Genomic DNA, 24,214 nt, shown 5'->3' with positions numbered 1-24,214 from the left:
GCGGGGTGGTGCATCTGTTTGATGCACCACCCCGTCGATCGACGTCGTCAGCTCCGCCAGATCACTTAGGGATAGACGATTGTCACGATGGCCTCGGAGGCCATCAATCCCGGGCGCAGGTCTTCCGTGGCAACACCGGGCATGCGCACATGCTGCACGGTGAAGGGCAGATTGAGTGCCTGGTTGGCAGTGGTGGGCCCTGCTTGCACCGCGATGTTTGCAGGTACCGCGTTGCCGCTGGGCGCAGGCCCATAGCGCACTGGACTGGTGTCGGAGCCTGCATACAGTCGCATGCCTATGGGACTGCGCAGGTTGCCCGCCCTGCTCAGGTAATTGGCGGTGGAACCGATGTTGTTGGCATCTGTAAAGTAGACATTGAACCGGGTTCCCGCTTCACATTGCGTTGCCCGCAGGTAAAAGGTCATTTCACCCGCGCTGCCTGCTGAGCGTGTAGCACTGGCCGCTGCAACCTTATCTGTCGTTACATCGTTCAGCACCACTTGTTGGTTGAGCGTACTGGTGTTGAAGCGGCATGTTGGCAGATGGGGCTTGGGTAACTCAGGTTTGCTGGAGCCAGTTCGAAGCAGATCCATCGCGTCGAAGAAACCGTCGCCGCATGCGTATCGGGTAGAGCCTCCGTAATACGTTGAATTTTCGATGAGAATGCGAGTTCCGCCGTTGTAGACCAGCGTTCCGCCCTTGTACGTATTTGCGTCGATTACCACCAGTTCGATGGAGTAGCGTGCGATGACGCTGTATCTCGTCAATGTGCTTGATTGCACTGTCAGCAAGGTGCCGTAGTCAGTGGTGTTGGAGAACGGCGCTGCATAAGGCTGTTGGAAGGTCGGTTTCACGCCGTCGGTGGCGGCATATGACATCCACTTCACCCGCGCTCCAAGTCCGGGCATATCGGCCAGTGGCACAGCGTAGTACGGGTTCGAATCGACCTTGCCGCTACCGAAGTGCATTATTTGGTAGCTGCCGCCCCCGTTTGGGCTGACCACATAGGTTGTGGTCGCATTCAAGGTGGCGACGATTGAGCCATTGTTCAGCGCGGCAGTGTCCGAAGCGACGGCCCAGGTTCCCTGCACCGTTGGAATCTTGCCTGACGCGGTGCAGGTTGACTGGGCCAGCACTGGTGAGGCGGCGGCAAGGGTAGCGAGTAGCAGTGACATGCCGATGAGTCGCCTTGCCACGGCTGTACGCCACGAAGCTTTCTGGCGATGACTGAGGTATTTCAAAGTCCACCTTCCCGGCCGGTGAGGCCATTTGTCGTAGGCAGGGAGCGCGCCGATGGCAGCTTGGGTACAGCGCCTGCGGTGCCCTGCGGGGATTGGAAAACACAGGTTTCCGGTCAACGGGGAGGATTCTAGAAATCGACAGCTGCAGCGGATATAGGACGATTCCTATACCGAGGAAGGGCATCAGTCACAGATACGCGATCGCCGTGCGCCGGCGCTGTCCTGTGGCGTGGGAGAGGACGGTTGTTGCTGGCCCGTTGCGACTGCACACTGCGTGCCGGCGTGTGCTCAGGCGACATCCGGACGCACAGGGCCAGGCCTTGCAGCAGGCCTGGCCCTGTGCGTCATTGGTTATGAGGTGGCTGAAGTTGTCCTTCGTGCTTTTGAGCTACTCGGATGTAGTGGGCACTCAGAGGGAGATGCGCACGCCAAGCTGGAATGCACGGCCCGGCAAGGGCGCGATGTACTTCAACGGTGAGTTGTGCGGGCGGGCCTCGGCGTCGAGCAGGTTTGAGCCATTGAGGAACACCTCGATCGCGCTGATGTAGCCACCACGGGGCTGGAAGCGCCGGCTTACCTGCATGTCGAGCATATTGAAGCCATCCAGCGGGATTTCCTCGCTGACATTCTTTCCCAGGTACTTCTGCTTGTCGTAGTAAGTGCTGGAGACGCCGGCCTTCCAGTTGCCCTTCTGCCAGGCAATGTTCGCGCCATAGCGATTGGTTGGCATGTTGGGCAGGTATTGCCCGTCGTTGTGCGCGCGCAGCGAATCCGGGTGGTCCGCCTGGTTCTTCACCAGATCGGAGAAGGCGGAAAGGTTCAGCGTGCCGTAGCGGCCGAGCTCCACCACTTGGGAAACATCGATCTCAAAGCCCTTCACCGTGGTGTCGGTCTGCTTCCAGTATTTCAAGGGCAGGCGGTTGGCAGTCTGCAAGCCGGAGTGGCCTTGGTAGAGGAAGTTCTCGTACTTCATGACATAGCCGGTCACGGACATGTCGAAGCCACGGTTGTTGAACAGCAGGGCGAATTCGGCATTCCTGGCCCGCTCGGGTTTCAGGTTCTGGTTGCCTTCTTCCTGGGTCATGATCGAGTAGTGGGCGTTGCTGGCGTACAGCTCATTGACCTCAGGCGCCCGTTGCGAAGACGAGTAGCGGGCCTTGGCACTGAGTCGGCTGCCGAGCTCGACAAGCGCTCCGAGGTTGTAGCTGTTGAGCGTGAACGATCTGTCCTCCAGCTTTGAGTTGGCCGAGTTGCGTGAGGTCTTGAAGGCGCTGCTGCGGATGTCATGATCCACGCGCTCGTGGCGAAACCCGGCATCGACCGACGCACCATCAAAGTCGAGGCTCTGTTTCAGGAACACCGCATTGGTCACGCTCTGCACATCGGGCAGGTAGCGCAACGCGCCGCTGCCGCTGATATCGCGCGTGCGCTGGCTGAGCCCGAGCAGGCCACTGAGCGGACCGGCGCGGCGCTGTGCCAGCAGCACTTCGGCCTGGTAGCTATCGAACTGGTACTCGTTGGCCTTGCTAGTCCCCAGTTGTTCTGCCGAGGTATTGCTCAGCTGCGACACGCGCAGATCCGCGCTCTCAAACAGCGGAAGCGGATCCAACACATTGGCCTGCAGCGCGTACTTGGTCTGTTTGAGCACGACGCCAACCGGGCGGCCCTGGCTATGGTCGGAGCCGAAGGACAGGTTCTCCATCGAGAATCCCGGCACCCCGTAGTCGCTGTCCTTGGCGTCGATGCTGATGCCGACGTAGCCGCGGTCGAAGAAGTAGGTGCTGCCGGCGGCAAGGTGTGAGTTGCGGAAGTAGCTGTTGCCCAAGGTGCCGCGGTAGTTCGGGGTGACGTCGCGGTTGATCTTGTTCTGCACATACGAAGGCGTGCCGGCCACATAGTCCGGGTTTGCCGGATTCACGTAGGTCTTGCCCTGCCAGACCGATGAAGGGTTGTTGGTATAGAAGGAGAAGCTGCCGTCCGCCCAGTCCGGGTTTTCGGTCATGAACTGGTCGATGTAGGGCTGCGATGCCTTGTTGTAGACCTGCTGGATTCGGGCTTCTTTCTGGCAGCTGTCAGCCAGGCCGCTGTTGACCCCACCGCCGGCCGGAAACAACCGGCTGTCGCAGACACTGGCCTTGCTGTTGCCGGGGATGTCGTAGTGCGAGATGCGCTGGTGTGACATCTGCAGGTTGGTCGAGAGATTGCGCTGGTTGTTGAAATTCATCCGGAAGCCCTGCGCGTCGGCAGCATTGAAGCCCTGCCGGAGCACCAGCTCCATCTCCTGATCCTTCTCCTCCATCTTGGTGGAGATGATGCCGGAGTCGACATCGACGCTGCCGCCGATCGCATTGCCGCCATGGCGGACGCTGTCCGAAGACTTGTTGACGCTGATGCTGCGTACGAACAACGGATCGAACGGAATGGCGATGTCGCCGCTGAGTGCGTTCATGCCGAGGATGGACTGGCCATCTTCCAGCACCTGCACGCGGTTGCCGCTCAGGCTGCGGATGACGGGCGCGCCGGCGTTCGGGCCGAACGCGCTGTTCTGCACGCCCGGCACGTGCTCCAGCATGCCGCCCAGGGTGCGGTTCTGCGTCTGTGAGTTCTCGACGACAACGATGCTGTCGATCTTTGAAGTCTTGTCTGCGCGGACCTTGATGGTGGGCAGGGTGGTGTCGTCCGCGGCATAGGCGCTCTGGACAACGAGCAGCACGGCGGCCGCAAGTACGTGTTGACGCATGGATCATCCCCGTAGAAATTGGAATGTTATAATATATCATTTAAGGAAAAGCGAGAGCCAATCCACTGCCCGGCCGGGTGCGGCGTACTCCGTAGGTGCGGTGTTTGCCGGGGAGATCGTTGGCGCGGTGTTGCCGTGCACTCAGGGGTAGCAAGCCTGATTCGAGACGATAGGAAACCTGCTCGCCCGTTCCGCCACCATTGCCGCGAAGCGCCCGAAGCGCCCGAAGCGCCCGAAGCGCCCGAAGCGCCCGAAGCTCCCGAAGCGCCCGAAGCTCCCGAAGCTCCCGAGGGAGCCAGGCATGGCCGGTACGTCGGGTCACTTCGCTGGATGGGACCCGTTGTTGCCGCTGCCGGACAGCAAGCCGGGTTTGCGCGCAACCCCCAACTTATCGGATGATATTGATTCCTATTCGCAATATTTACCCATGGCCAACGCTTCGCCGGCACCGGCGCCTGATTCCCTGCAGGGCCTGTATGTCGCGCACCATGGGTGGTTGCTGCAGTGGCTGCGGCGACGCATGTCCGCGGACGAGGCGGCGGCGGATCTGGCGCAGGATACCTTCGTGCGCCTGCTGCAGAAGCCGCAGCTGCCAGCGCTGGAGCAGCCGCGCGCCTACCTGACCCGCATTGCCAATGGGCTGGTCATCAACCTGTGGCAACGCCGCGCGCTGGAGCGGGCATGGCTGGAGGTGCTGGCAAGCCTGCCTGAGTGCTTGGTGCCTGATGAGGAACAGCGACAGATCGCGCTGGAGGCGCTGCTGCGCATCGACCGCATGCTGGATGCATTGCCGGCGCGGGCACGTGAGGCCTTCTTGTTGTCGCAGTTGGATGGGCTTACCTATGCGGTGATCGCCGAGCGCATGGGCGTCACCGAGCGCACCATCAAGCGCGACATCGTGCTGGCGCTTGCGGCCTGCCTCGAGGCGATGGACTGATCCGTATGCGGGAACCCTTGGCCAGGACCGACACGCCCATTCCCGCACCCGTGCTGCACGCAGCGGCCGAATGGCTGCTGCGTTTCCGCGAAGGCGAGCTCGATGCCAAGGAGCACGCGGCCTGGCAGCGCTGGCTGTCCAGCAACGATATGCATGCGCGTGCCTGGCAACGCGCGGAGCGCTTGACTGGCCTGCTCGACGATGTGCCTGGTGCGGTAGGCAGTGCGCCCTTGCAGCAAGCTCGCCGTACTCTGCAGGGCCGCCGCGCAGCGTTGGCGGCAATCGTGGGAATGATGCTTGGTGCGCCCTTGGCGCGCCTGGCCTGGCAGCGCGAGCCTTGGCAGCATCTTGTTGCGGACAGCAGCACCGCCATCGGCGAGCGCAGCGCGTTGCGGCTTGAAGACGGCAGCGAACTGCAGCTCAACACCGATACGCGGATCGCTGTCACCTTCAATGAGACTGTGCGGCAAGTGCAACTGCTGCGTGGCGAACTGCTGCTACAAACGGCATCCGATGATCGCCTTCCAGCGCGGCCGTTGCTGCTGCAGCTGCGTAACGCGCAATTGCTCGCCATGGGCGCGCGCTTCGCCGTGCGGATGTGGGATGACCATGCGCGCGTGGCGGTGGAGCAGGGCGCGGTGCGGATCCGCCTCGGCGATCGTGGCGATGTCACGCAAGTGGTGAGCGCAGGCCAACAGGCGATCTTCAACGCAGCAGGCATTGGCCCAGCCACTGCGCTACAGCGCAACAGTCTGGCCTGGGTACAAGGCGTGCTGCACGCCGATGCCATGCCGCTGGGCGAACTGCTGTCCGAGCTGGCGCGTTACCGCACCGGTGTAGTGCGCTGTGATCCGGATATCGCCAATCTGCTGGTATCCGGTGTATTCCAGCTGGACGACACCGATACGGTGCTCGCCCTGCTGCAGGCGGGGTTTCCGCTGCGCGTGCGCTACCGCAGTCGCTTGTGGGTGATGGTCGAACCCGCCTGAGACCGGGATGTCCCTTTTTGCCGGTTGGCCGGGCAAGGAAGTGAACCCTTTCAATTCCTTCTGTCACGGACCCTGCCATGTCTTCGCGTCCCCCTGTTGTCCGCACCTCGCTGGCGCTTGCCTGCCTGGTCGCGCTTTCGCTGCCATTGCCACAGCTGGCCCATGCCCAGAACGGCGCAACCGCTGTTGGCGAAAGCAATGTGAGCTTCAATCTTCCGGCCGCGCCATTGGCGCGGGCATTGAATGACACTGCGACCGCCGCCGGTGTTTCGTTGAGCTATGACCCGGCGTTGGCCGCGGGCCGCTCCGCGCCCGCTTTGCAGGGCCGCTATACGGTGCGCGCAGCGCTTGCGCGCCTGCTGCAGGGCACGGACCTGACGGCACGCGAAGTCAGCCCGGGCGCGTGGAGCATCCAGCGCGTGGCCGGTGCCGACAGCGACGCCGTAGTGATCGGCACGCTGCGTGTCGGTGGTGAGCGCTCGGCCGATCCCACCGGCATCGAGCGCGACCAGCGCGGCTACGACGATGTCTATGATCTCGACCTGTCCACCGTGTACGCCGGGCGCGAGCAGATCGAGCGCTATAAAGGCGCTGCACCTGCCGACATCTTCAAAGGCATGGTCAACGTCTACAGCGGCGACGCCCGCAACAGCGGCGCGCTGGACCCGAACATCCGCGGTATCCAGGGTCCGGGCCGGGTGCCGCTGACCATCGATGGCACCGAGCAGGCGCTGACGGTCTGGCGCGGCTACATGGGCGCCAACAATCGCAACTACATCGATCCCAGCCTGATCGGCGGCATGCAGGTCATCAAGGGTCCGGCGATGCTGCGTGGTGCCAACACTTCGGTGGGCGGCGCGGTGCAGATCAAGACGCTGGATGTGGACGACATCCTGCTGGAAGGCGAGAGCTTCGGCGGCGAGCTGAAGATGGAGGCCAGCGACAACGCCATCGATCCGAAGTTGCCGACTTTGTTGACCGGTAAGCCGGTGGGCAGCGTGCCTGGCTTCCCGACCAGTCCGGTCAATTTCTATGACCCGACCCTGTACCAGCATCCACGCACCAGTGGCAGCGGCAGCTTCGGCAATGATCAGGCATGGCGCCTGGCCTTGGGTCTGCGCAAGGACAACTTCGACCTGATGGCGGCCTACGCCTTCCGCGAGAAGGGCAACCACTTCGCCGGCAAGCATGGCAGCTCGTTCTATGACAACGCGCCCACCAATAGCTGGGACTATGTTCCTTACCTGGCCAAGGTCTATGTGCCGGGCTCGGAGATCCTGAACTCATCCAGCCGCATGGAGTCGTGGTTGGTCAAGGGCACCTGGCGCTTGAGCGACAGCCAGGTGCTGCAGCTCAACGTACGTGACACGCAGTCGCGTTACGGCGAGATCATGCCCTCGCGCATCCAGTGGGCCAGCACCGTCATCGACGGCATCCCGCAGTGGCCGCTGAGCCAGGTGGATGCGCGCTCGGTGAACCTGGAATACAAGTGGCGCCCGGGCCTGGACTGGGTAGACCTGCGCGCTAACCTCTGGCGTACCGATACGGACAGCGCGACCTACAGCAGCGGCGGTCTGCCCAACGATCGCATGAATTGGTACAACGACGTCGACAAGGTCTATGTCACCCCGGACCACTTCCGCAATACCGCGGTAGCCAACGGCAAAAATGCGCGTACGGGTTTCTCGTTCGACAACAAAATGCAGCTGAGCGACGAACTGGACCTGACGGTCGGGGGCAACCTGCAGAAGGAAACCCTCAGCTCCAAGGACGCCTACAACGATCCGGAGATCACCGGCTATTGGCGTGGCAAGCCGCGGGCTGGCTGGCGTCGTGAGTACGATCTGAGTGCGTTGTTCGAGTGGCGGCCGATCGACAAGCTGCTGCTCAGCGCCGGCGTGCGCTACCAGAACTGGCAGTCGTTCGACGAATTCCTCGCCCGCCAGCAGCGTGCCGGCGTGCTGCCGACCAGCAGCCAGGAGTCCTCGGGCCGGGTGATGAAGTGGAGCACGCTGGAGCATTACACCCAGGCCGAGATCGATACCTCGATCGAGCAGATGACCAGCCTGGTGGAAAGCCAGTGGTCCTTCTACCAGGATTTCCTTGGCTTTACGCGCGAGCAGTTTGTCGCCGAAGTACTCAACCCCAGCCTCGACGATATCCGCAATCGCACCACCTACACCGCCAACAACGAAATGCTGTGGAAGCACGATGGCCAGGGCCGCTACAACCGCGCCGACAACCCGTGCATCAATGGCAGCATCGATTTTTCCAATGTGGTGCTGAGCGGCAGCAGCAAGTGCTGGTCCGATGGGCCCTATCCGGGCCAGAGCGTCAATGGCGAGCTGATTCCCTTTGCCACCGTCGACAACACCGCCCGCAGGCAGCGCGGTGCCGGCTGGGTGCCTTCGTTCGCTGCGACCTATGAGTTCAGCGAGCACAGCCGCGTCTATCTGCGTCACAGCCAGGTGCGCCGCTTCCCGGCCTTGTTTGAAAGCACCATTGGCTTCTCCAGCATCCAGGACAGCTACGGCCTGAAGCCGGAACATGCTTTCAATACCGAGTTGTCGTGGGTGCAGGACTTCGGCCAGATGCTGGATGGCAATCCGCTGGCGGACCTGAAGATCGCCTACTACCACCACCGCACCCGCGACGTGATCGAGCGCAGCCCGCAGCTGACTTTCTCCAATATCGACGAGCAGACCATTCGCGGCGTCGAGGTGCAGGGTCGCTTCGACAACGGTCGCTTCTTCACCGACATCAGCGGTGCCTGGAACCTGGAAAACCGTGTCTGCGATGAGCACACCGCGATGTTGCTGGACAACACCGGCGGCGTCTCCAACTGCGTGGAAACCGGCTTCGTCGGTGGCTACCTGGTAACCATGGCGATCCCGCGCTACACCTTCAACTGGACGGTAGGCACGCGTCTGTTCGACGGCAAGCTGGAGCTGGGCAGCCGCATCGTTCACCACGCGCCGCAGGAAAGTGTGTTCAAGGACAACTACGGCAACCAGTCGGCAACGATCTCCTATTACCTCAACACGCCGCTGCAATGGGGTCGGATCACCACCTACGATGCCTATGCGACGCTGCGCCTGAATGACCGCGCGACGGTCGAAGTGGTCGGTACCAATCTGGGCAACCTCTACTACATCGATCCCTTGACCCGGTCCTCCATGCTGGCACCGGGCCGCACGCTGAAGGCGAGCTTCAACTATCGGTTCTGATCCAATGCGGCATGCTTGAGCGCGCCGCGTGCAACGAAGAAGCCCGCTCGGAAGTGACTCCGAGCGGGCTTCTTCACTTCCGCTGCGAACAATTGCCAACAAGGACGCGGCGATGTGCACGCAGCAAGCCGGAGAGCGGGCTGGCGTGGAGCATCCACGCAGCTATTGTCTGCGAATGAAGAATTCCACTGGCGTGGTGATCTGCACGGGGTCGCCTTGGACTTCATCCGGTGGAGACGGCAACGGGCTGGCGCGCTGTACGGCGGCAAGTGCTTCGCCGTCCAGCAAGGCATTGCCGCTGCTACGGGCCAGCCGCGCCCACTGCACGCCGCCCATGCGGTCTACCGCGTACTCGACCAGGCTCACGCCTTCGCTGCGACGGCGCTGTGCGGCGCGCGGGTATCGCTTATGGCGCTCCAGATGCGCCAATACACGCGCCTGCCAGTTTGCCTGCGACGGGTTTACCACCCCGGACGATGATTGCCGGGCGCTGTACTGGTTGCTGCTGGGCGCCTGCACGCTGGGTGGCGCACTTGCTTGCTGTACTTCGGCGCTTGCGGCTGACGTTTGCGTCTGTTCGAGCTGGTCGGGCGCCGGCGGTGGCAGCGCCGTGTCCTCTGCCTGGACGGGCGAAGGCGGAACCTCAGCGGCAGTCGTTGCTGCATTCGCCTGCGCTGGCTGCGCTTCGTGCTGCTGTTGCGGCGGGCCCGGCGCCAGATCGGTCGGTGGCGCAGGTGGTGCGCTCGCCAGTGGTGCCATGTCCACCATCACCGCTTCTGGTGGCGATGGCGGGGCCAGCGGTGGAGATCGCGATGACCAGAAAACTGCGCCGCCCACAGCCAGTGCATGCACGCCAAGCACGATGCACAGGCTGCGGCCCCAGCGTGGGCCACCGGGCATGCGCGATGGCGGCTTCATGGTGCGGATTGCTCCAGGCCGACTAGTGCGACTTTGAGATAGCCGGCAGCACGCAGGCTGTTCAAGGTGTCCATCAGGTCGCCGTAGGCGACGCCCTTGTCGGCGCGCACGAAGATGCGTTGGTCGTGGTTGCCGGCGGTGAGCGTGTCGAGCGCTGCTGGCAGCACGGTCGCGCTGACCGCGTCCTGATTCAGTCGCAGCGACAGATCCTGCTGTACGGTCAGGTATACCGGTTCATCGGGATGCGGCTGCGGTTGCGCGGTTGACGCCGGCAGGTCGACCGCGACATCAACGGTCGCCAATGGTGCGGCGACCATGAAGATGATCAACAGCACCAGCATCACGTCGATGAAGGGGGTGACATTGATCTCGTGGTTTTCGTCGGGGAGTTCATCCTGCTCGTCGATCCTTATCGCCATCTCAGCGCGCTCCGCGCGCAACGGCGGCGCGGTGGTCGAGGTCGCGCGAGACCAGCTGCTGCACGCTGGCCGATAGGTCGCCGCTGTCACCACGCAGCGCCGCCAGTTGCCGGCTCAGGTGGTTGTAGATAACCACGGCGGGAATTGCCGCGACCAGCCCAAGGGCCGTGGCCAGCAAGGCCTCGGCGATACCCGGCGCGACTACGGCCAGATTGGTGGTGTTGGCCTGGGCAATGCCGACAAAGCTGTTCATGATGCCCCACACCGTGCCGAACAGCCCGACGAAGGGCGCAGTGGCACCGATGGTCGCCAACAACCCGGTGCCGCTGCGCAGCCGGCGAGCATGCGCGAGCTCGATGCGCTGCAGGCGCGAGCCGACGCGCTCCTTGATGCCATCGGTATTGCCAGCGTTCGGCGAGCGTTGCAACTCGTCCTGTGCCTCGGCTAGCAAGGCTGAAGCGATGCTGCTTTCCTGTGCCGGCGTCGCCAATGCCGCAGGCAGGTTCTCCGCCAACGCGAGCGCGCTGCGTGCGTTCTGCATGCTGCGCGCCTCGTGCTGCAGCTGCCGGCGCTTGGCCACCAGCACCGTCCACGTTGCCAGTGAGGCAATCGCCAAGCCGATCATCACCGTCTGTACCACCCAGTCGGCATGCAGAAACATTTGCCACGGGCTGAGATTGCTGGGCAAATTGGTCGTCATGCGTGCTCCTGGATAGTCGCGCGGTCGGCTGCCGACGGCATGTCTGTTTGCTGGAGCGATGGCAGCAAACCAGCTGCACCCAGCGCCGACAAGGTGTTGTAGAAGGCGCTGGTGGAGACATGCATGCCGCCTTGTTCCAAGGACGCGGCATGCAACAGCTGCGGGCTGAGACGGCCGTGTGCGGCCAGTACCAGCGGTGCCAGACGCAGGGTGGCAATCCGTGCCGAGGTCACCCGGATGCCGGCGCCGCGCAGTATCGCCGAGTGGATGTTGCGGACTGGCAGCGGAAAATTGCTCGGAGTTGTCAGGGGCATGATCGGTATCCTCAGTGGATGAGCGCACGCGGTGCGGGACGCGACAGCACGTAGCAGGCGCTGACGATGAAGAACAGACCGATGCCCAGCGCCAGCTTCCAGCCGGGATGCGCCGTGCAGAAGAAAATCAGGTAACCCACAGCCATACCAGCGCCGGCAAAGGCTTTGCCTTTGGCGCTGACTGCCCCCTGTTCTCGCCATAGGCGCAGACTGTGGCCGTAGCGTGGGTGTTGCAGCAGGTAGCGCTCCAGCCGTGGCGAGGAACGCGCGAAGCAGGCCAGCGCCAGGATCAGGAAGATGGTGGTGGGCATCACCGGCAGCAGTGCGCCGATAATCCCAAGTGCCAGCATCCAGCAGCCCGCGCAGAACCATAGCCAACGCATCAGGGCACCGGCACCGGGTCGGTATGAAGCTCGTCTTCGACGTAGCCGCGCACGCTCTGGAACGCCTCGCGTGCACCTTCCACCACCAAGGCTTCCTGTTCGGCCGCCAGTGGCGCCGCATCCAGCGCGGCGGTGAAGCTGCGCCAGTGGCGCGCGGCGCCGTCGGCATGCGCGGCCAGGTGGCGTGCACCGAAGTCAGCGTGCAGCTGCAGTCGGTCGCGCGCCAATTTGAAAAGCACGGTGCCACCGAGGTTGGAGCCTTCGGCAACGTACAGCCAACCCAAGGCATTGGACAGGGCGATGTCAGTGTCCACCAGTGGCGTGCTGTGCGCTGGAATATCGCTGCCCAGATCCTGCAGATCGCGCGCGATCTTCGGCAGGCGTCGGCGCTCGGCAAGGTCAGGAATCAATGCCAGCAGCCCTTGATGGGCGTAGAGCGCATCAATATCGCGGTGGAAGCGGTACTGCACGCGCAGGAAGCGCGCGAAGCTGTCGCGGCTTGCAAAGATGTCCGCTGCCATGACCCGCTTGTCCAGGCTGTCGTGGGTGTTATGGGTGGCGGCCTTGAGCTGCTGGCTGCGTGAAATGACGGTGCTGTTCTCTTTCATATGCAATTCCCGGTAGTGCAGGAAGTGGTGGGGGTCAGAAACTGCGTTCCAGCTTCAGGCTGGCGGTGCTGCGGTCATAGCTGTAGAGCCAGTCGACATTGCTGGACACCACGTTGTAACGAAGGCTCAGCAAGGGCGTGAAGCCGGCGAAGGCCAGACGATTGGCCTTGATGATCAGCGTGTAGTTGCGTTCGTCGTCATCGCGGCGGACGCCGAGCATTGGGCTGTAGAGGTCGTAACTACGGCGGCGATAGGAGGCGAACAAGGTGTGGCTGAAGCCTTCCGGCCACTGCAGTGACGCGCCAATACGCGCACCTGTCGAGCGATAGCTGTTGCTGCGGTCGCGCGAATCGCTGTCCAGTGCATCGATGCCGCCAAAGGCCATCCAATGGCTGCCGAGGCTGCGGAAGTAGGTGGCCGAGGCGGTGCGCTGCACGCCGTCGAGATTGAGCGCGTAATCGCGCTGTCGATAGCGAAGGTCCTTCCAGTCGGCTTCCAGCTTCAGCATCGATAGCCGACCCGGCGTCCAGCTCCATTCGGCATGCACGCCCGGTGCGCCAAACAAGGCGCTAATGCCCAGCGCGTAGTAATCGAACGAAGGTGCCAGCGCCACCGTGTGGCGCGCACTGCGGAAGCTGTAGCCAGCTTGCAGCGCGGCATTGAGCTCGTTGTAGGCGCTGTTGTCGCGGTAGTTCTGTCCAAAAGCGATTGCGCGCAGGTAGACGCCATGGTGGCCGCGCAGTGCGTGGCGTTTGTTGAGGGTGGCGTCGTAGTCAATGCCGGTGGCAGTGATGGCGTCGGGCAATTTGCGCTCGATCAGGCAGTCGCCGGTGATCAGCAGCAACAGGCAGGTACGACTGGCCGAGGTGCGGTTGGCGTTGTCGGTCCAGCTGGGGCCGGCCGCGTAGGAGCCGCTCCAGCGCTCGCGCTGGGCCAGGGCCTGGCGGAAGCTGGCGATGGTGGTGCGCACGCCCTCGGTTTTCGGGTCGTTGGCGTCAATGCTGGTGCCGACGTCGGCGAACAGCGCATCGGCTTCGCGATCCTGCTGGTCTTCAAACAAGGTGCGGGCCAGTTCCAGCTGTGCCGGCATGAAGTCCGGCTGCAGGGCGAGCAGGGCGCGGTACTCGGCGATCGCCTGCGCGTGCTTGCCCTGCATGCGCAGCAAGCCGCCCTGTGCGTAGTGCACCAGTAGTTTGTCGTGGTCGGGCAGGGTCAGGTATTCGTTGAGGAAATGCGCCGCCAGGTTCCACTGCCGCTGTTGCAGCGCCAGGTACAGGGCGCGGCCGACGTCGTCGATGTTGTGGCCGATCACGTGGCGCTGGCCGTCAATGGTCAACGCCGGGCGCTCGGCATCCAGTTCGTCCTTGAGTAGCTCGCGCTCGCGGGCCTGCGCCTGTTGGTCGATGTGCTGGTCAAGCAGGCGGCGGGTATCAGCCTGCTCCTGTGCGGAACTCGCGACGGGCAGCAACAATCCGGCCAGCAGCAGTGCGGCGGGAAGCGCGAAGGCGGGTCGGCGTCGGCGACCGGTTGAAGAACGAGAATGCATGCAATGGCCATCGAGGGAGGCAAGGATTGGCGGACGCTGGCTGGTCCTTGCCGGTAGCAGTCGAATTACAGCGTTTGACGGACAGGCTTATCCGTCAGTTCTTGGTGCCGCCCCAGGCGATCTTCATGGCGGGATTGTCGAAATCGACAATGCCGGCGACGGCTGCCGCGCCCGCACCGAAGAAGTCGCCCTTCACCGCACCGGTGGCGAACACGACGTTGCCTGGGATCACCCATTGGCCGGCGTTGGCTGCATCAAAATGACCGTTGGTGTCGAACGCGATCTGGCTGCCACTGCTGCCCAGACGGATCTGCGTTGCGCCGATCGACAGGTCACCGTGGAAGGTGCGGCTGCTGAAGTTGGCGGTCAGGCTGCCGGTCAGGTGGGTGTTGGCACCGTACTGATGCAGACCGGTCAGCGTGTAGCCAACCGCGGTACCGGTGGCGGCGGTATAGCCGGTCTTGTCACCGACGTAATAGACCTGACGGTTCTGGTAGGTGGGGCTGCCGGTATTGCCATTGGTCGACCATTCGCCGAACCAGACATCGCCACTGCCAACTTTGACGAAGCTGAAACTACCCAGGCCAAAGTGTGCCGGGTCGTTCGGGTTGCCCGGGGTGCCGGGAGTGATCGGGTCGTGCAGGCGGTAGACGGTCATGCTCGGAGTCAGCGCGGTGGCGGCGCTGGAAGGCGTCAGGCCCTGGAAGTCGACCTTGGCGCCGCCGGCATAGCTGGAAATGCCGACGCCGGAGATGCCGGCGGTATGCGGGCCGAACGGTACCTGTGACGCGCCGACCGTGATGTACGACGCACCGGTCCCCGTGGACTGGGTGCCGACGATATTGGCAGCCGCGGCGGTGCCCGCCACGGAAACCACGGTCAGCGCGAGGGCGAGCTGGGAGATGCGCTTGTGCATTTTCATGATCATGTTTCTCTTGATGTAATGAGGGGAAAAAAGCTGAACTGCAGTGATGGTTCGGGTTGCGGTGGACTCCTTGTTGCTACGGGAAAATCAGAACCGCGCGGTCACGCTCAGCTTCAGCGTGCGACCAGGCGCGGGTAGCAGCGAGCGGGTGGCCGGGTCGGCGTAGTAGCGGTTGGTGAGGTTGGTGCCGATCAGCTCCAACTGCACGGTGTCGTTGAGGCGGTAGCTGGCATAGGCGTCGAACAGCCAGGTGGTGTCCCAGGAGAACGGCACGTTGAACACGGCAAGGTTCTGGTTGGTGACGGCGGCAAATGCCTCAAGGTCGCGGTTGGATTTGCGGCGCTGGTAATAGACGACGCGCCCGCCAAGTTCCAGCCGCTTGTCCAGGAAGCGCCCGCCCAGCGACCAATTGGCCGAGGTCTCCGGCGAGGCCTGGGTCAGCAGCCAACTGCCGATGAAGCCCTGATCGACGCAGGTGGGTGTGCCGGCGACATTGGGGTCGATGGTGATGGCGGTGTGCTCATCGCAGACCTCGTTCTTCAGCGTGTGCGCCACGGCGAGGTCAGTGAAGAAGCGGCCATTGTCGTAGCGGCCCTGGAACTCAACGCCCTGCACGAGCTGTTTGTCGATGTTGCGGAACAGGAAGTTGTTGTCGCGCTCGACCAGGTCGTCGGTGCGGCGGTGGTAGTAGCTGAGCTTGACGTCGGCGATCGTGTCATCGCCCAGCAGATGCCCAAGTTCCTGAATATAGCCCAGCTCGTAGCTGTAGGTGTGCTCGGGCTTCAGGTCGCGGAACGGGCTGACGCTGGCACCGAAGGCGATCACGCTCTCGAACATGTTCGGGTAGCGCAGTGCCTCGTTGTAGCTGAGATAGGCGCGGCTGTAGTCCGAGAACAAGCCGGTAACGGTAAGCGACGGTGCCCAGCCGCCATCACGTCGCTTCTTTGCCACTGCGTAGCTGGAAGCGATCGGGTTGGCGGTGTTGCCGATCCTGCAGTTTCCGCCCTCGAATAGATCGGCTACGCCGGCCAGCGCGCCGTTGCTGCAGGGGTTGTCTGCGCGGTGGAATCTACCTTGGGCGTCAGGGAGCCATTCGATGGTGTTCTGTTTGGCAGCATGTTTGATGTTGGCGGCGACGAAGTCCGCTTCGCTTATCCCCACCGGAATGTTGAAGATCTGGCAGTAAAACGGCATCGCCGTGCACAGTTGGTAGATATTGCGGTTCTGTGCCTCGGCATTGCTGCGCTCCTCCGCAGACATGGTCTGGTAGGTGGCCTGATAGCCGGATACCGAGCCCAGGAACTTGTTTGGGTGGTCAGCGAGGAAATCGTCGTACGCCCAGTACGAGGAGTAGCGGGCGCCAGCATTGATCTTGAGGAAATCTGCCGGACGCCATTCAAAGTTGAAGTTGGCGTTCCATTCTTCGCGGCGGCCGGCGCGCGGGAACATGCGCCAGGCCGCCGAGGGACCGATGTAGGCATCATGCGAGCGCAGCTTCTCATGCTGGAAATCGCCGCCGACGGTCAGGTCCAGCGTATCGCTGAGCCGGAACAGATTGCTCAGGGTCAGGCCGTTGCGGGTATTGGTGGAATCATCCAGCGCGCCGTTCATGACGATCGGCTGGGTCACCGCATTCCAGTAGTTCGGGTAGCTGCCTGCGGTGTTGGCGTTGCTGTCGGTATCGGTGCGCCACAGGTTGGCGTACAGGTCGATCCAGCGGCTGCCCTGCGGCTGCCACTTGTATTCCAGGTTGTAGGCGGTGGAATCGACCCGGCTCAGTGACCACTGCGGCAGGCCGAGCGCGGTACGGTTGATGCGCGACGGCATGATCTCGCCGTAGTGCGACAGCGTGTCGCGGTAGCCGAAGCGCAGCACCTGGTCGGGCGTAGGGTTCCAGGTGGCTTTGAACAGCCATGATTCCATCTGGCTGGAGGTATTGGTGACCTCGTCGCCCGGACGCAGGCGGCTAGCCATGGTGATGATGTAGTCGCCGGCGCCGATGTTCTCCACCGGCTGTGAGTAGTAGCCGGCGCCGCGCTTGCCGGCGAAGTAGTTGCCACGGTCGCGGTAGGCGTAGGCGCCGAACAGGCTCAGCGTGTCCGACTTCCAGCCCAGGGCCAGCCGATAGGCGTGGTCCTCGCCATCGAAGACGTTGTAACCGCCGCCACCGGTGTGCGGTTGCACGCGCAGGGTCGGGTCGTTGGCCGGGCTGCCGGTGGCCAGTTCCGGCACGTCGCGGTGGTTCATGCCGGTGTACAGCTTGCCCGGCAGGCGCGGAGCGACCGCGTTGCTGCTGCCTTCGATCTTGAACTCGCCGCCGAACGATTCGCCTTCCGGCACCACGTCGTCAACGTCCAGTGTCTTGATCACCACGCCGCCGCCGATGCCGGTGGTGACGTTGCGGGTCAGCGACGGGCCCTTGAAGATCTGCATGCCGCCGATCAGGTTGGGATCGACGTAGTTGCGGTTGCCGATGCCGTTGTAGCCGCGCCAGGCGGTAACCGCCTGTTCGGTACCATCGATGGTGACCGGCACTCGCCCCGGTCCCTGCACACCACGGATGTTCACATCGAGCGCGCCGCTGTTGCGCGCATCGCCACTGAACACGCCGGCGACGCCATTGAGCAGGTCTGAGGGCGTTGCGCCCTTGTAGCGCTCGATTTCGGTGCGGCCGAGATACGCCGTCGACAAGTCCAGATCGTAGACGTCGTCCTGGCCACGCAGATCGCGTTGCGCGCCGGTGGCCTCGATGCCTTGCTGGCCGGTCACACTCAGGGTGCCGGTGACGATGGGGGTGCTCGCGCCGGTGGCAGCGGCGCTGCTGCGTGTCACCACGGCGGTGCCGGGTTCGCGCCATTGCCAGGCCAGTCCGCTGCCGGCCAGCAGTTGATCCAGCGCTTGTGCGGCGCTGAGTTGGCCTTTGATGGCCGCACCCTGCAGCCCGCCGACGTCGCTGGAGACAAACAGGATGCGCACGCCGCCTTGGTCGGCCAGGCGCGTCAGCGCGCTGTCCAAGGGCTGAGCGGGGAGATCGAATGCGACGCTTTGGGTGGGGCCATTGGCGCTGCTGCTCTGCGCGGCGGCATGTAGCGGTGCGTTGAGTGCCAGGGCGATGCTGACGGCGAGCAGGGCGGGCAGTCGCGAAGAACGACGAGGAGGGCTGGAAGGGCTCATGGATCCGACGGGGAAATAGGAAGAGGACGCGCGGATGTACCGGCGTTGACTTTATGAGAATAAGTCTCATTCCTATAGACGGCCGTCGCGGGCGAAACTTGCAGCGTCAGCAGCAAATTTTTTTCCCTGGCCCTTTGTGTACCTGCCTGTTGCGGCTGATGCAGGGTTACAGCGCTTGCCGTTGGCTCAGTGGCTCAGTGGCTCAGTGGCTCAGCGGATCAAGGTCAGCAGCGGCAGACGGATCAGTTCCGCCCTGGCCAGTGCAGCGATGTTGCGCAGCAATGCATTGATGTCGTCCAGCTCGAACACGCCGGTGAGCTGTAGTTGCTGTAATGGCTCGCCAATGACGACGATACGTCCCGGCACATAGCGCTGCAGCTCGCCTGCAATGGCGGCAACGCTCTGCTGGTTGAAGATCAGCTTGCCGCGCACCCAGGCAGTCAACGCACCCGCATCGACGTTCTCGGCTTTGCCAAGTACATCAGCGCTGAAGGCAACGCGCTGGTTGGGGATCATTTCGATACTGGCGCCGGTTCGGTTGCGCAGTTCGGCCAGGCCGGAGACCACGGTCAGCGTGCTGCGGTGTGGCTCGCGGTGCAAGGCAAAGCGACCGACACCGCAATGGACGCTGCCATCGCGGCTCTCGATCACGAAGGGCCGCTGCGGGTCGGGCGCGACATCGAACAACAGTTCACCGGCGGCCACCGAGACGGTGCGGCGGACGTTGGAAAATGTCTGCGAGAACGCGCTCTCGCTGTTGAGCCAGGCCGTCGATCCGTCGCCAAGCGACGCCTGCCGCCGCTGGCCGATGCGGGTGCTGTGGTCGGCGAGCACGCCGCTGACCGGTCCCAGCAGACCGGTGCCGACCACGCCGGCCAGCGCTGCCGCCGACAGCCCGCCAGCCAACACAGCACGGCGGCTGACCCGACGTGGCGCGGGTGTCAGTGCCTGCACCCAATGACGGTGCTCGCCCGCAAGCGCGGTGTTGCCGACCTCGTCGAGCAGCGCGAACGCCTGCCGCGCCGCCTCGGCATGGGCCGGGGAGCGTTGGCACCAACGCTCGAATGCCTTGCGATCGGCTGCGGACGGTCGTGCGCCAAGACGGATCACCCACTGGAGGGATTCATCATTGAGCGCGTTGTTCCGGGATCGGAAGCGGTCGAACATCGTGGCGTGGCTATCGGGCTGCGCTGAGAGAGGGGATTACCTACCCATAAGACGTTTCGCCAAGGCCAAAGTTGCAGTGGCTGCAACGATCACCTCTCATCTTCGCTCTCAGGACGGACCCAGGCGGTCCCGGCAATGCCGTAGTGCCTGCGCCAGGTATTTGGCCACCATGCTCTCCGATACGCCAAGGCGGCGCGCGATCAGTGCATGTGACAGGCCGTCGACGCGGAACAGCAGCAGGGCCAAGCGCGCATTGGGCGGCAGCTCGCGCAAGGCAGTATCGAGTTGTTGCAGGCGGTCCTGGGCGATTGCATTGCGTTCCGGGTTGGCAAAGGGGTCGGCGTGCTGCGGGTCGGGTTCACCGCTACCGCCAGCGCGCTGTTCGCGCCGCGCCACGTCGATGGCGAGGTTGCCGGCGACGCGGAAAATGAAGGCGCGCTGGTCGCGGATCTGCTCCTGCTGCTGACGGTTGTCGGTCTCAAGCAGGCGCAGATAGGTTTCCTGCATGACCTCATCGGCACGGGTGTTGTCGCCAGTACGCCGCCGCAGGTGCCGCTTCAACTCGCTGTACAGGCCGAGGAAGGCATCAATCAGGCGCGAGCTGGGCGCAGTCATCAGTGCCGGCAGCCGGTTGCGGCATGCAGCCGTGACATGCAGGCAGGCGTGGTGCGGAGGAGTGCAGGCGCATGGCGTTGCCGCTTCGGCCAGCATGACCAGGGATTCGACGGCAGCGGCATGGGGATCTCTCCACGGCGCTCAGCGCCGGCACGGGGTGGTCGGCTGGCCGCTATGCTCGCTGACCGGCACATCTTACTTTCAATGGGAGTGGCGTGTCAGTCACGCGCTTGATCCGACACTGTTCCAAGCAGCACCGGCGGCGGCTGAAGCCAGAGCCACGGCTATCCCGCCGTCGTGGGAATTAGGGCGTCAAGCTAGGCCGCGGCCAGCGCCAAGTTGCATGGCAGTGCGTTGCCGTGAACACGTGCGGCAGGGTTCAACCCTTCCAGGCCACAGCGGTGTCCTTCCACTGGCCGTTTCTGGCGCGCAACGCACGCCCCGCGCGCGACTCGGTCCTGCGTTCAAGCACGCAGTCGATGTAGTCTGCAGCCAGCAGCAGGCCATCGATATCGACATTGCAGTTGATTCCAAGCTTGGAGAACAGATAGACCAGATCTTCGGTGGCAAGGCTGCCGGCTGCACCCGGTGCATGGCTGTCACCGCCAAGCCCGGAAATGGCGCCGTCGAACGCACGCACGCCGTGCTCCAATGCTTCGATGACATTGGCGATGGCCAGGCCAAAGGTGTCATGGAAATGTGCGGCCAAGCGGTGCATTGGCACTTCGCTGGCACAGGCGCGTAGCAGAACGCCGATCGAGGCTGGGGTGCCGGTGCCGGTGGTATCGCACAGGCTGATTTCGCGGCAACCCATATCGCTGAACGCGCGGACGATACGAGTGACCTCCGTAGTCGCCACCGCGCCACTGAACGGGCAATGGATGATCGTCGCCAGTATGGCTCGGACCTGGACGCCGACAGCCAGCGCGTGCCCGGTGATTTCATCGGCACGGCGCAGGCTCTCAGTGAGGTTGCAGTTGATGCTGGCACGGCAATAAGCATCCGATGCAGCCGACGCGATGGTGATATCACGGCAGCCGTTGGCGATTGCCAGCTCCAGCCCCTTCATATCAGGGACCAGCACCGAGCGGATGCGATCACGCGGCGGTGGCCCCAGTAGTGCGCATACTGCTGCGGTATCGGCCATCTGCGGCACCCAGCGAGGTGAGGTGAAAGAGCCCAGTTCAACTTCCCTGATGCCCGCCGATTCCAGCAATTCGATCAGGTTCATGCGGACAACGGCTGGCAATACTTTGGCCTGGCTTTCAAGGCCTCTACGCGCGCCAATTTCGATGATGCGGACACGGTCTTCCTGTACTTCATCCTGGCTGTCCATCAGCGCCCTCGCAGCTTGTCGAGCGTAGCGATCGCCAGATCACCACGGATGCTCCGCGCGGATATCAGAGCCCTCACTACGTGAACGACTTCGCTGCCGCGAGCACCGGCCAGCAATGCAAGATCGTGTGCATGTTGACCGGGATTTCCTTGCGCGATCGCCTCGCCTGCGTGTGCATGCAGGTTGGCCAGACTCTGTGCCAAACCGATAGCGGCGATGGCAGGGCTGAGTAGTGCTGTGCACTGGACAGTGGTTGTAGCGGACGTTTGTGCCGAGGCGCTTGCCGCCAAAGCACCAGGCTGACCTACCCGTTCAGTCAGTACTGGCAGGGAGATCCTGCCAGCAAGATGTCCCTGATGGTCGCGGTACCAGGTGGCCAACGGTACAGCATGATCGTCGTGTGCCGTCCACGTGTTTCGCCCACTGTCAGTGCTGCCGCTTGCAGAACCAGTAGTGCCAAGCATGGAATTCGCCGTTGCCAGAACATCTGCATTGCGTTCGCTGATGCGCTCCCTGGCCATGCAGGTGAAATCGTGTAGTTCAACGATGCGCCCAGCCAAGGCCTGGCCTGACGCGGCTGCAAGCGAGAAGCCGTTCGGGTCGAGCGTCACCTGTGCGCACAGCAACTGGCGATAGGCAATATCGATGCTGGTGGTGCTGCTCTTTGCACCATCGGTCAGCTGCTCCATCAGCGGCGCCAGTTCCGCAAGCAAGACGTCAAAGGTAAAGCCATCGGATTGGTCAGTGATTTCGGCAATCACTGTGATCTCCAGATACGCACTCGTGTCACTGGCTGTGCGCACCCGCGCCTCAATGTCCTTGCAGCCGCCGCCCCGTGAAACGAGCGTCGGGTTCATTGTATTGACGAGGCCTATCAGCTGCTTGCGTAGTTGCAGTACATGCAGGCGAGCGTTGTAGACATCGCGGATCGAACCTAACTGGATGCATACACGCACCAACGGACTGGTGCCAAAGACACGGAACCCGCCAGTGAAGTGCGCAAGTTCGGCGATGCTCTGGAGGATGCGAGCTTGTCCAGGATGAAGCTCCGCCACGGGTGCGCGAAGATTGGTGCCGTTGATCAGTAGTTTGTCGATGAAGGTGATTGGGGGGTAAAAGGCGCGATGGTGACTATCACACGCGGACGTGTAGCTACCAACAGGGCCAACCGGCCACGCTCCCGCAGCTTCGTTCAGTCCGATGCCATCGCTTGAGTCGCGCGGAATGTGTGCTTCAGCTGACGCGAACTGGGACGACGTTGCGCGTATTGAATGTGCATGAGTTGCGTTCAACGATGGGTGCCCCGGTCGACTGACTGCTGTCGAGCATTGCGCAAAGTGCGCGACACAATGTGCTCTGAAGAGCGCGGGCGAAAGGTACAGTTTTTTTGGACAGCAGCTGCACTGAATCGTATCCGCCAGTTCATATCAAAATGTCTATTTATGCTCTTTACAGGGTGCCGTGACGCGTAGATACAGTGAGCGCCCGAAGAATTTTGTATGGATTTTTATGCGCTCTGAACCACGGAAGATTTCATTAGCGGAAAAAGTTGCCATGGACATCGGCCGCCAGATTCTGGCCGGTGTGCTGAAGCCCGGAGACAAGCTGCCTTCGTTGCGCGAGTACGCACGCTTGAATGGCTACTCGAAGAACACGGTGATATCGGCGTTTGACTTGCTTGGTGAGCGAGCGCTGGTCGAGGCGCAGCACGGCAAGGGGTTCTTTGTACGAGGCGTAGAAACGCCACCGGAGCGTGACGTCGATGAGGAGCCGGTTGGCTACAGCAGGGTCATCGATACCTTGTGGATGATGCGTCAGCAGGCCATTCGTGAGCCGGGGCGGTCACATCTTGCCGAAGGCTTCCCGCCTGTTGATTGGTTGACCTATATGCGCCTTGATCGCTTCCATCGGCAGGTCGCACGCAGTGGCATCGGTAGCTTGTTCCGGTACGGCAATCGCTACGGCTATCTGCCGTTGCGGCAGCAGTTGATCCGGCGCATGGCCATGCATGGCATGGAACTTGGGTCGCGCCAGCTGGTGACAACCTTCGGTGCAAACCATGCACTGGACCTGATCATCCGACGCTATGTTGCTCCCGGCGATACAGTGCTGGTTGAGCAGCCGGGCTACTACCCGTTGTTCGGCAAGCTACAGCTGCAGGGCGCAAAAACGGTTGCAATCACACGCCGTATAGATGGTCCCGATCTGGCTGAGTTCGAGGCGGCGTTGCAGACCAGCAAGGCACGCGTTTTCTTCATGCAGACCACCGCGCACAATCCGACCGGTACTGATGTATCGCCAGAAGTCGGTAAGCGCCTGCTGGAGTTGGCGGCTGCACACAACGTGCTGATTGTCGAGAACGACGCAATGGCGGATTTCAAGCCGAACTCCGCATTTCGCCTGTCTTCGTTGTCGCAGTTCAGGAATACGCTATACGTCGGTAGCTTTTCGAAGTCGGTTTCAGCGGCATTGCGCAGTGGCTTCATCGCAGGTGAGAACGCGCACATTGAAGAGTTGGCGGACCTGAAGATGCTGCTGCATATCGGCAGCAGCGAGTACGGCGAGCGCGTGCTCGAGGCGATCTTGCGCGAAGGCAATTTCCTGCGCCATGTCGGGCGCTTGCAGGACCGGGTACGCGCTGCCACCGCGGAAGGGCTGGAGGTGCTGAATCGGTTGGATGCAACCGTCTATGCCACGCCGGAGCAAAGCCTGTACCTATGGGCACGTTTCGATGGCATCGACGATACCCGCTCGCTGACCGCGCGCTTGCTGGCACGCGGCGTTGTACTGGCACCAGGCGCGTTCTTCAACGTCGATTCTGAGCAGGTATCGCCGTGGACACGCTTGAACGTCGCGTATTTGAACGACAGCGTATTCATTGACAGCATACGTGAGGAGTTGGATCAGGCCGCGGCGTTGGCTTGATGATGGGGCGAGGAACTGGGAGCTGCCGCTAGCGGAGCGCCCAGCACAGT

The 24,214-nt window shown here is 62.8% G+C and carries 19 protein-coding genes; 4 read left to right on the top strand and 15 right to left on the bottom strand.

Going from position 1 to position 24,214, the window contains the following annotated elements; translation table 11 throughout:
* Window positions 1-65 precede the first annotated feature (65 nt).
* Together ACVOMB_RS01340 and ACVOMB_RS01335 are read right to left on the bottom strand one after the other, a co-directional pair.
* Window positions 66-1,175 carry a hypothetical protein gene (locus ACVOMB_RS01340; protein ID WP_481529594.1) on the bottom strand — a complete coding sequence of 370 codons (1,110 nt, stop codon included), beginning with the start codon at window positions 1,173-1,175 and terminating at the stop codon, window positions 66-68.
* Between the two features lie 475 nt (window positions 1,176-1,650).
* Entirely contained in the window at window positions 1,651-3,981 is a 2,331-nt protein-coding gene (locus tag ACVOMB_RS01335) for a TonB-dependent receptor (RefSeq protein WP_481529593.1), read from the bottom strand.
* A 427-nt stretch (window positions 3,982-4,408) separates the two neighbouring features.
* Between ACVOMB_RS01335 and ACVOMB_RS01330 the strand changes: the two genes are divergently transcribed.
* The 3 genes from ACVOMB_RS01330 (at window position 4,409) to ACVOMB_RS01320 (ending at window position 9,134) form a co-directional block, all read left to right on the top strand.
* Window positions 4,409-4,918, top strand: a complete 510-nt coding sequence (locus ACVOMB_RS01330) for a sigma-70 family RNA polymerase sigma factor (RefSeq protein ID WP_481529592.1) — start codon at window positions 4,409-4,411, stop codon at window positions 4,916-4,918.
* A gap of 5 nt (window positions 4,919-4,923) precedes the next feature.
* Window positions 4,924-5,907, top strand: coding sequence for a FecR domain-containing protein (locus tag ACVOMB_RS01325; protein ID WP_481529591.1), 984 nt, complete (start codon window positions 4,924-4,926; stop codon window positions 5,905-5,907).
* Window positions 5,908-5,984: 77 nt separating this feature from the next.
* Window positions 5,985-9,134, top strand: coding sequence for a TonB-dependent receptor (locus ACVOMB_RS01320; RefSeq protein ID WP_481529590.1), 3,150 nt, complete (start codon window positions 5,985-5,987; stop codon window positions 9,132-9,134).
* Window positions 9,135-9,296: 162 nt separating this feature from the next.
* On the opposite strand, the gene ACVOMB_RS01315 is transcribed toward ACVOMB_RS01320, so the two are convergent.
* The 13 genes from ACVOMB_RS01315 to ACVOMB_RS01255 all read right to left on the bottom strand — a co-directional run bounded on the left by ACVOMB_RS01315 (window position 9,297) and on the right by ACVOMB_RS01255 (window position 22,531).
* Window positions 9,297-10,052 (bottom strand): energy transducer TonB family protein, encoded by a 756-nt coding sequence (locus ACVOMB_RS01315; protein WP_481529589.1) that lies wholly within the window; start codon window positions 10,050-10,052, stop codon window positions 9,297-9,299.
* Window positions 10,049-10,471: a TonB system transport protein ExbD gene (gene exbD / locus ACVOMB_RS01310; RefSeq protein ID WP_481529588.1), complete on the bottom strand. Its 423-nt coding sequence runs from the start codon at window positions 10,469-10,471 to the stop codon at window positions 10,049-10,051. The genes ACVOMB_RS01315 and exbD overlap by 4 nt, the downstream gene beginning before the upstream one ends.
* 1 nt (window position 10,472) lies before the next feature.
* Entirely contained in the window at window positions 10,473-11,171 is a 699-nt protein-coding gene (exbB, locus tag ACVOMB_RS01305; protein WP_481529587.1) for a tonB-system energizer ExbB, read from the bottom strand.
* Window positions 11,168-11,485 (bottom strand): hypothetical protein, encoded by a 318-nt coding sequence (locus tag ACVOMB_RS01300; protein WP_481529586.1) that lies wholly within the window; start codon window positions 11,483-11,485, stop codon window positions 11,168-11,170. The genes exbB and ACVOMB_RS01300 overlap by 4 nt, the downstream gene beginning before the upstream one ends.
* Window positions 11,486-11,496: 11 nt before the next feature.
* A complete protein-coding gene (locus tag ACVOMB_RS01295; RefSeq protein ID WP_481529585.1) occupies window positions 11,497-11,868 on the bottom strand; it encodes a YbaN family protein in 372 nt (123 codons plus the stop codon).
* Window positions 11,868-12,476, bottom strand: coding sequence for a biliverdin-producing heme oxygenase (locus ACVOMB_RS01290; protein WP_481529584.1), 609 nt, complete (start codon window positions 12,474-12,476; stop codon window positions 11,868-11,870). Before ACVOMB_RS01290 ends, ACVOMB_RS01295 begins: the two co-directional genes overlap by 1 nt.
* A gap of 34 nt (window positions 12,477-12,510) precedes the next feature.
* The gene (locus ACVOMB_RS01285) at window positions 12,511-14,022 is read right to left on the bottom strand and encodes a surface lipoprotein assembly modifier (RefSeq protein WP_481529583.1); all 1,512 of its coding nucleotides are present in this window, start codon (window positions 14,020-14,022) and stop codon (window positions 12,511-12,513) included.
* A gap of 94 nt (window positions 14,023-14,116) precedes the next feature.
* A complete protein-coding gene (locus ACVOMB_RS01280; protein ID WP_481529582.1) occupies window positions 14,117-14,944 on the bottom strand; it encodes a HupA family protein in 828 nt (275 codons plus the stop codon).
* Window positions 14,945-15,034: 90 nt separating this feature from the next.
* Complete coding sequence (locus ACVOMB_RS01275) at window positions 15,035-18,121, bottom strand: TonB-dependent receptor (protein ID WP_481529581.1); 3,087 nt, start codon at window positions 18,119-18,121, stop codon at window positions 15,035-15,037.
* Between the two features lie 210 nt (window positions 18,122-18,331).
* Window positions 18,332-19,288, bottom strand: coding sequence for a FecR family protein (locus ACVOMB_RS01270; protein ID WP_481529580.1), 957 nt, complete (start codon window positions 19,286-19,288; stop codon window positions 18,332-18,334).
* A gap of 108 nt (window positions 19,289-19,396) precedes the next feature.
* Window positions 19,397-19,903 carry an RNA polymerase sigma factor gene (locus tag ACVOMB_RS01265; protein ID WP_481529579.1) on the bottom strand — a complete coding sequence of 169 codons (507 nt, stop codon included), beginning with the start codon at window positions 19,901-19,903 and terminating at the stop codon, window positions 19,397-19,399.
* Window positions 19,904-20,282: 379 nt separating this feature from the next.
* Complete coding sequence (locus tag ACVOMB_RS01260) at window positions 20,283-21,239, bottom strand: hydroxymethylglutaryl-CoA lyase (RefSeq protein ID WP_481529578.1); 957 nt, start codon at window positions 21,237-21,239, stop codon at window positions 20,283-20,285.
* Window positions 21,239-22,531: a hypothetical protein gene (locus ACVOMB_RS01255; RefSeq protein WP_481529577.1), complete on the bottom strand. Its 1,293-nt coding sequence runs from the start codon at window positions 22,529-22,531 to the stop codon at window positions 21,239-21,241. Before ACVOMB_RS01255 ends, ACVOMB_RS01260 begins: the two co-directional genes overlap by 1 nt.
* 217 nt (window positions 22,532-22,748) lie before the next feature.
* On the opposite strand from ACVOMB_RS01255, the gene ACVOMB_RS01250 reads away from it, so the two are divergent.
* On the top strand, window positions 22,749-24,164 hold the full coding sequence (locus ACVOMB_RS01250) for an aminotransferase-like domain-containing protein (RefSeq protein ID WP_481529576.1): 1,416 nt from the start codon (window positions 22,749-22,751) through the stop codon (window positions 24,162-24,164).
* Window positions 24,165-24,214 lie beyond the last annotated feature (50 nt).

It is taken from the genome of Stenotrophomonas sp. STEN018, from assembly GCF_056760235.1.
This window is presented reverse-complemented; position numbering and strand designations above follow the sequence as displayed.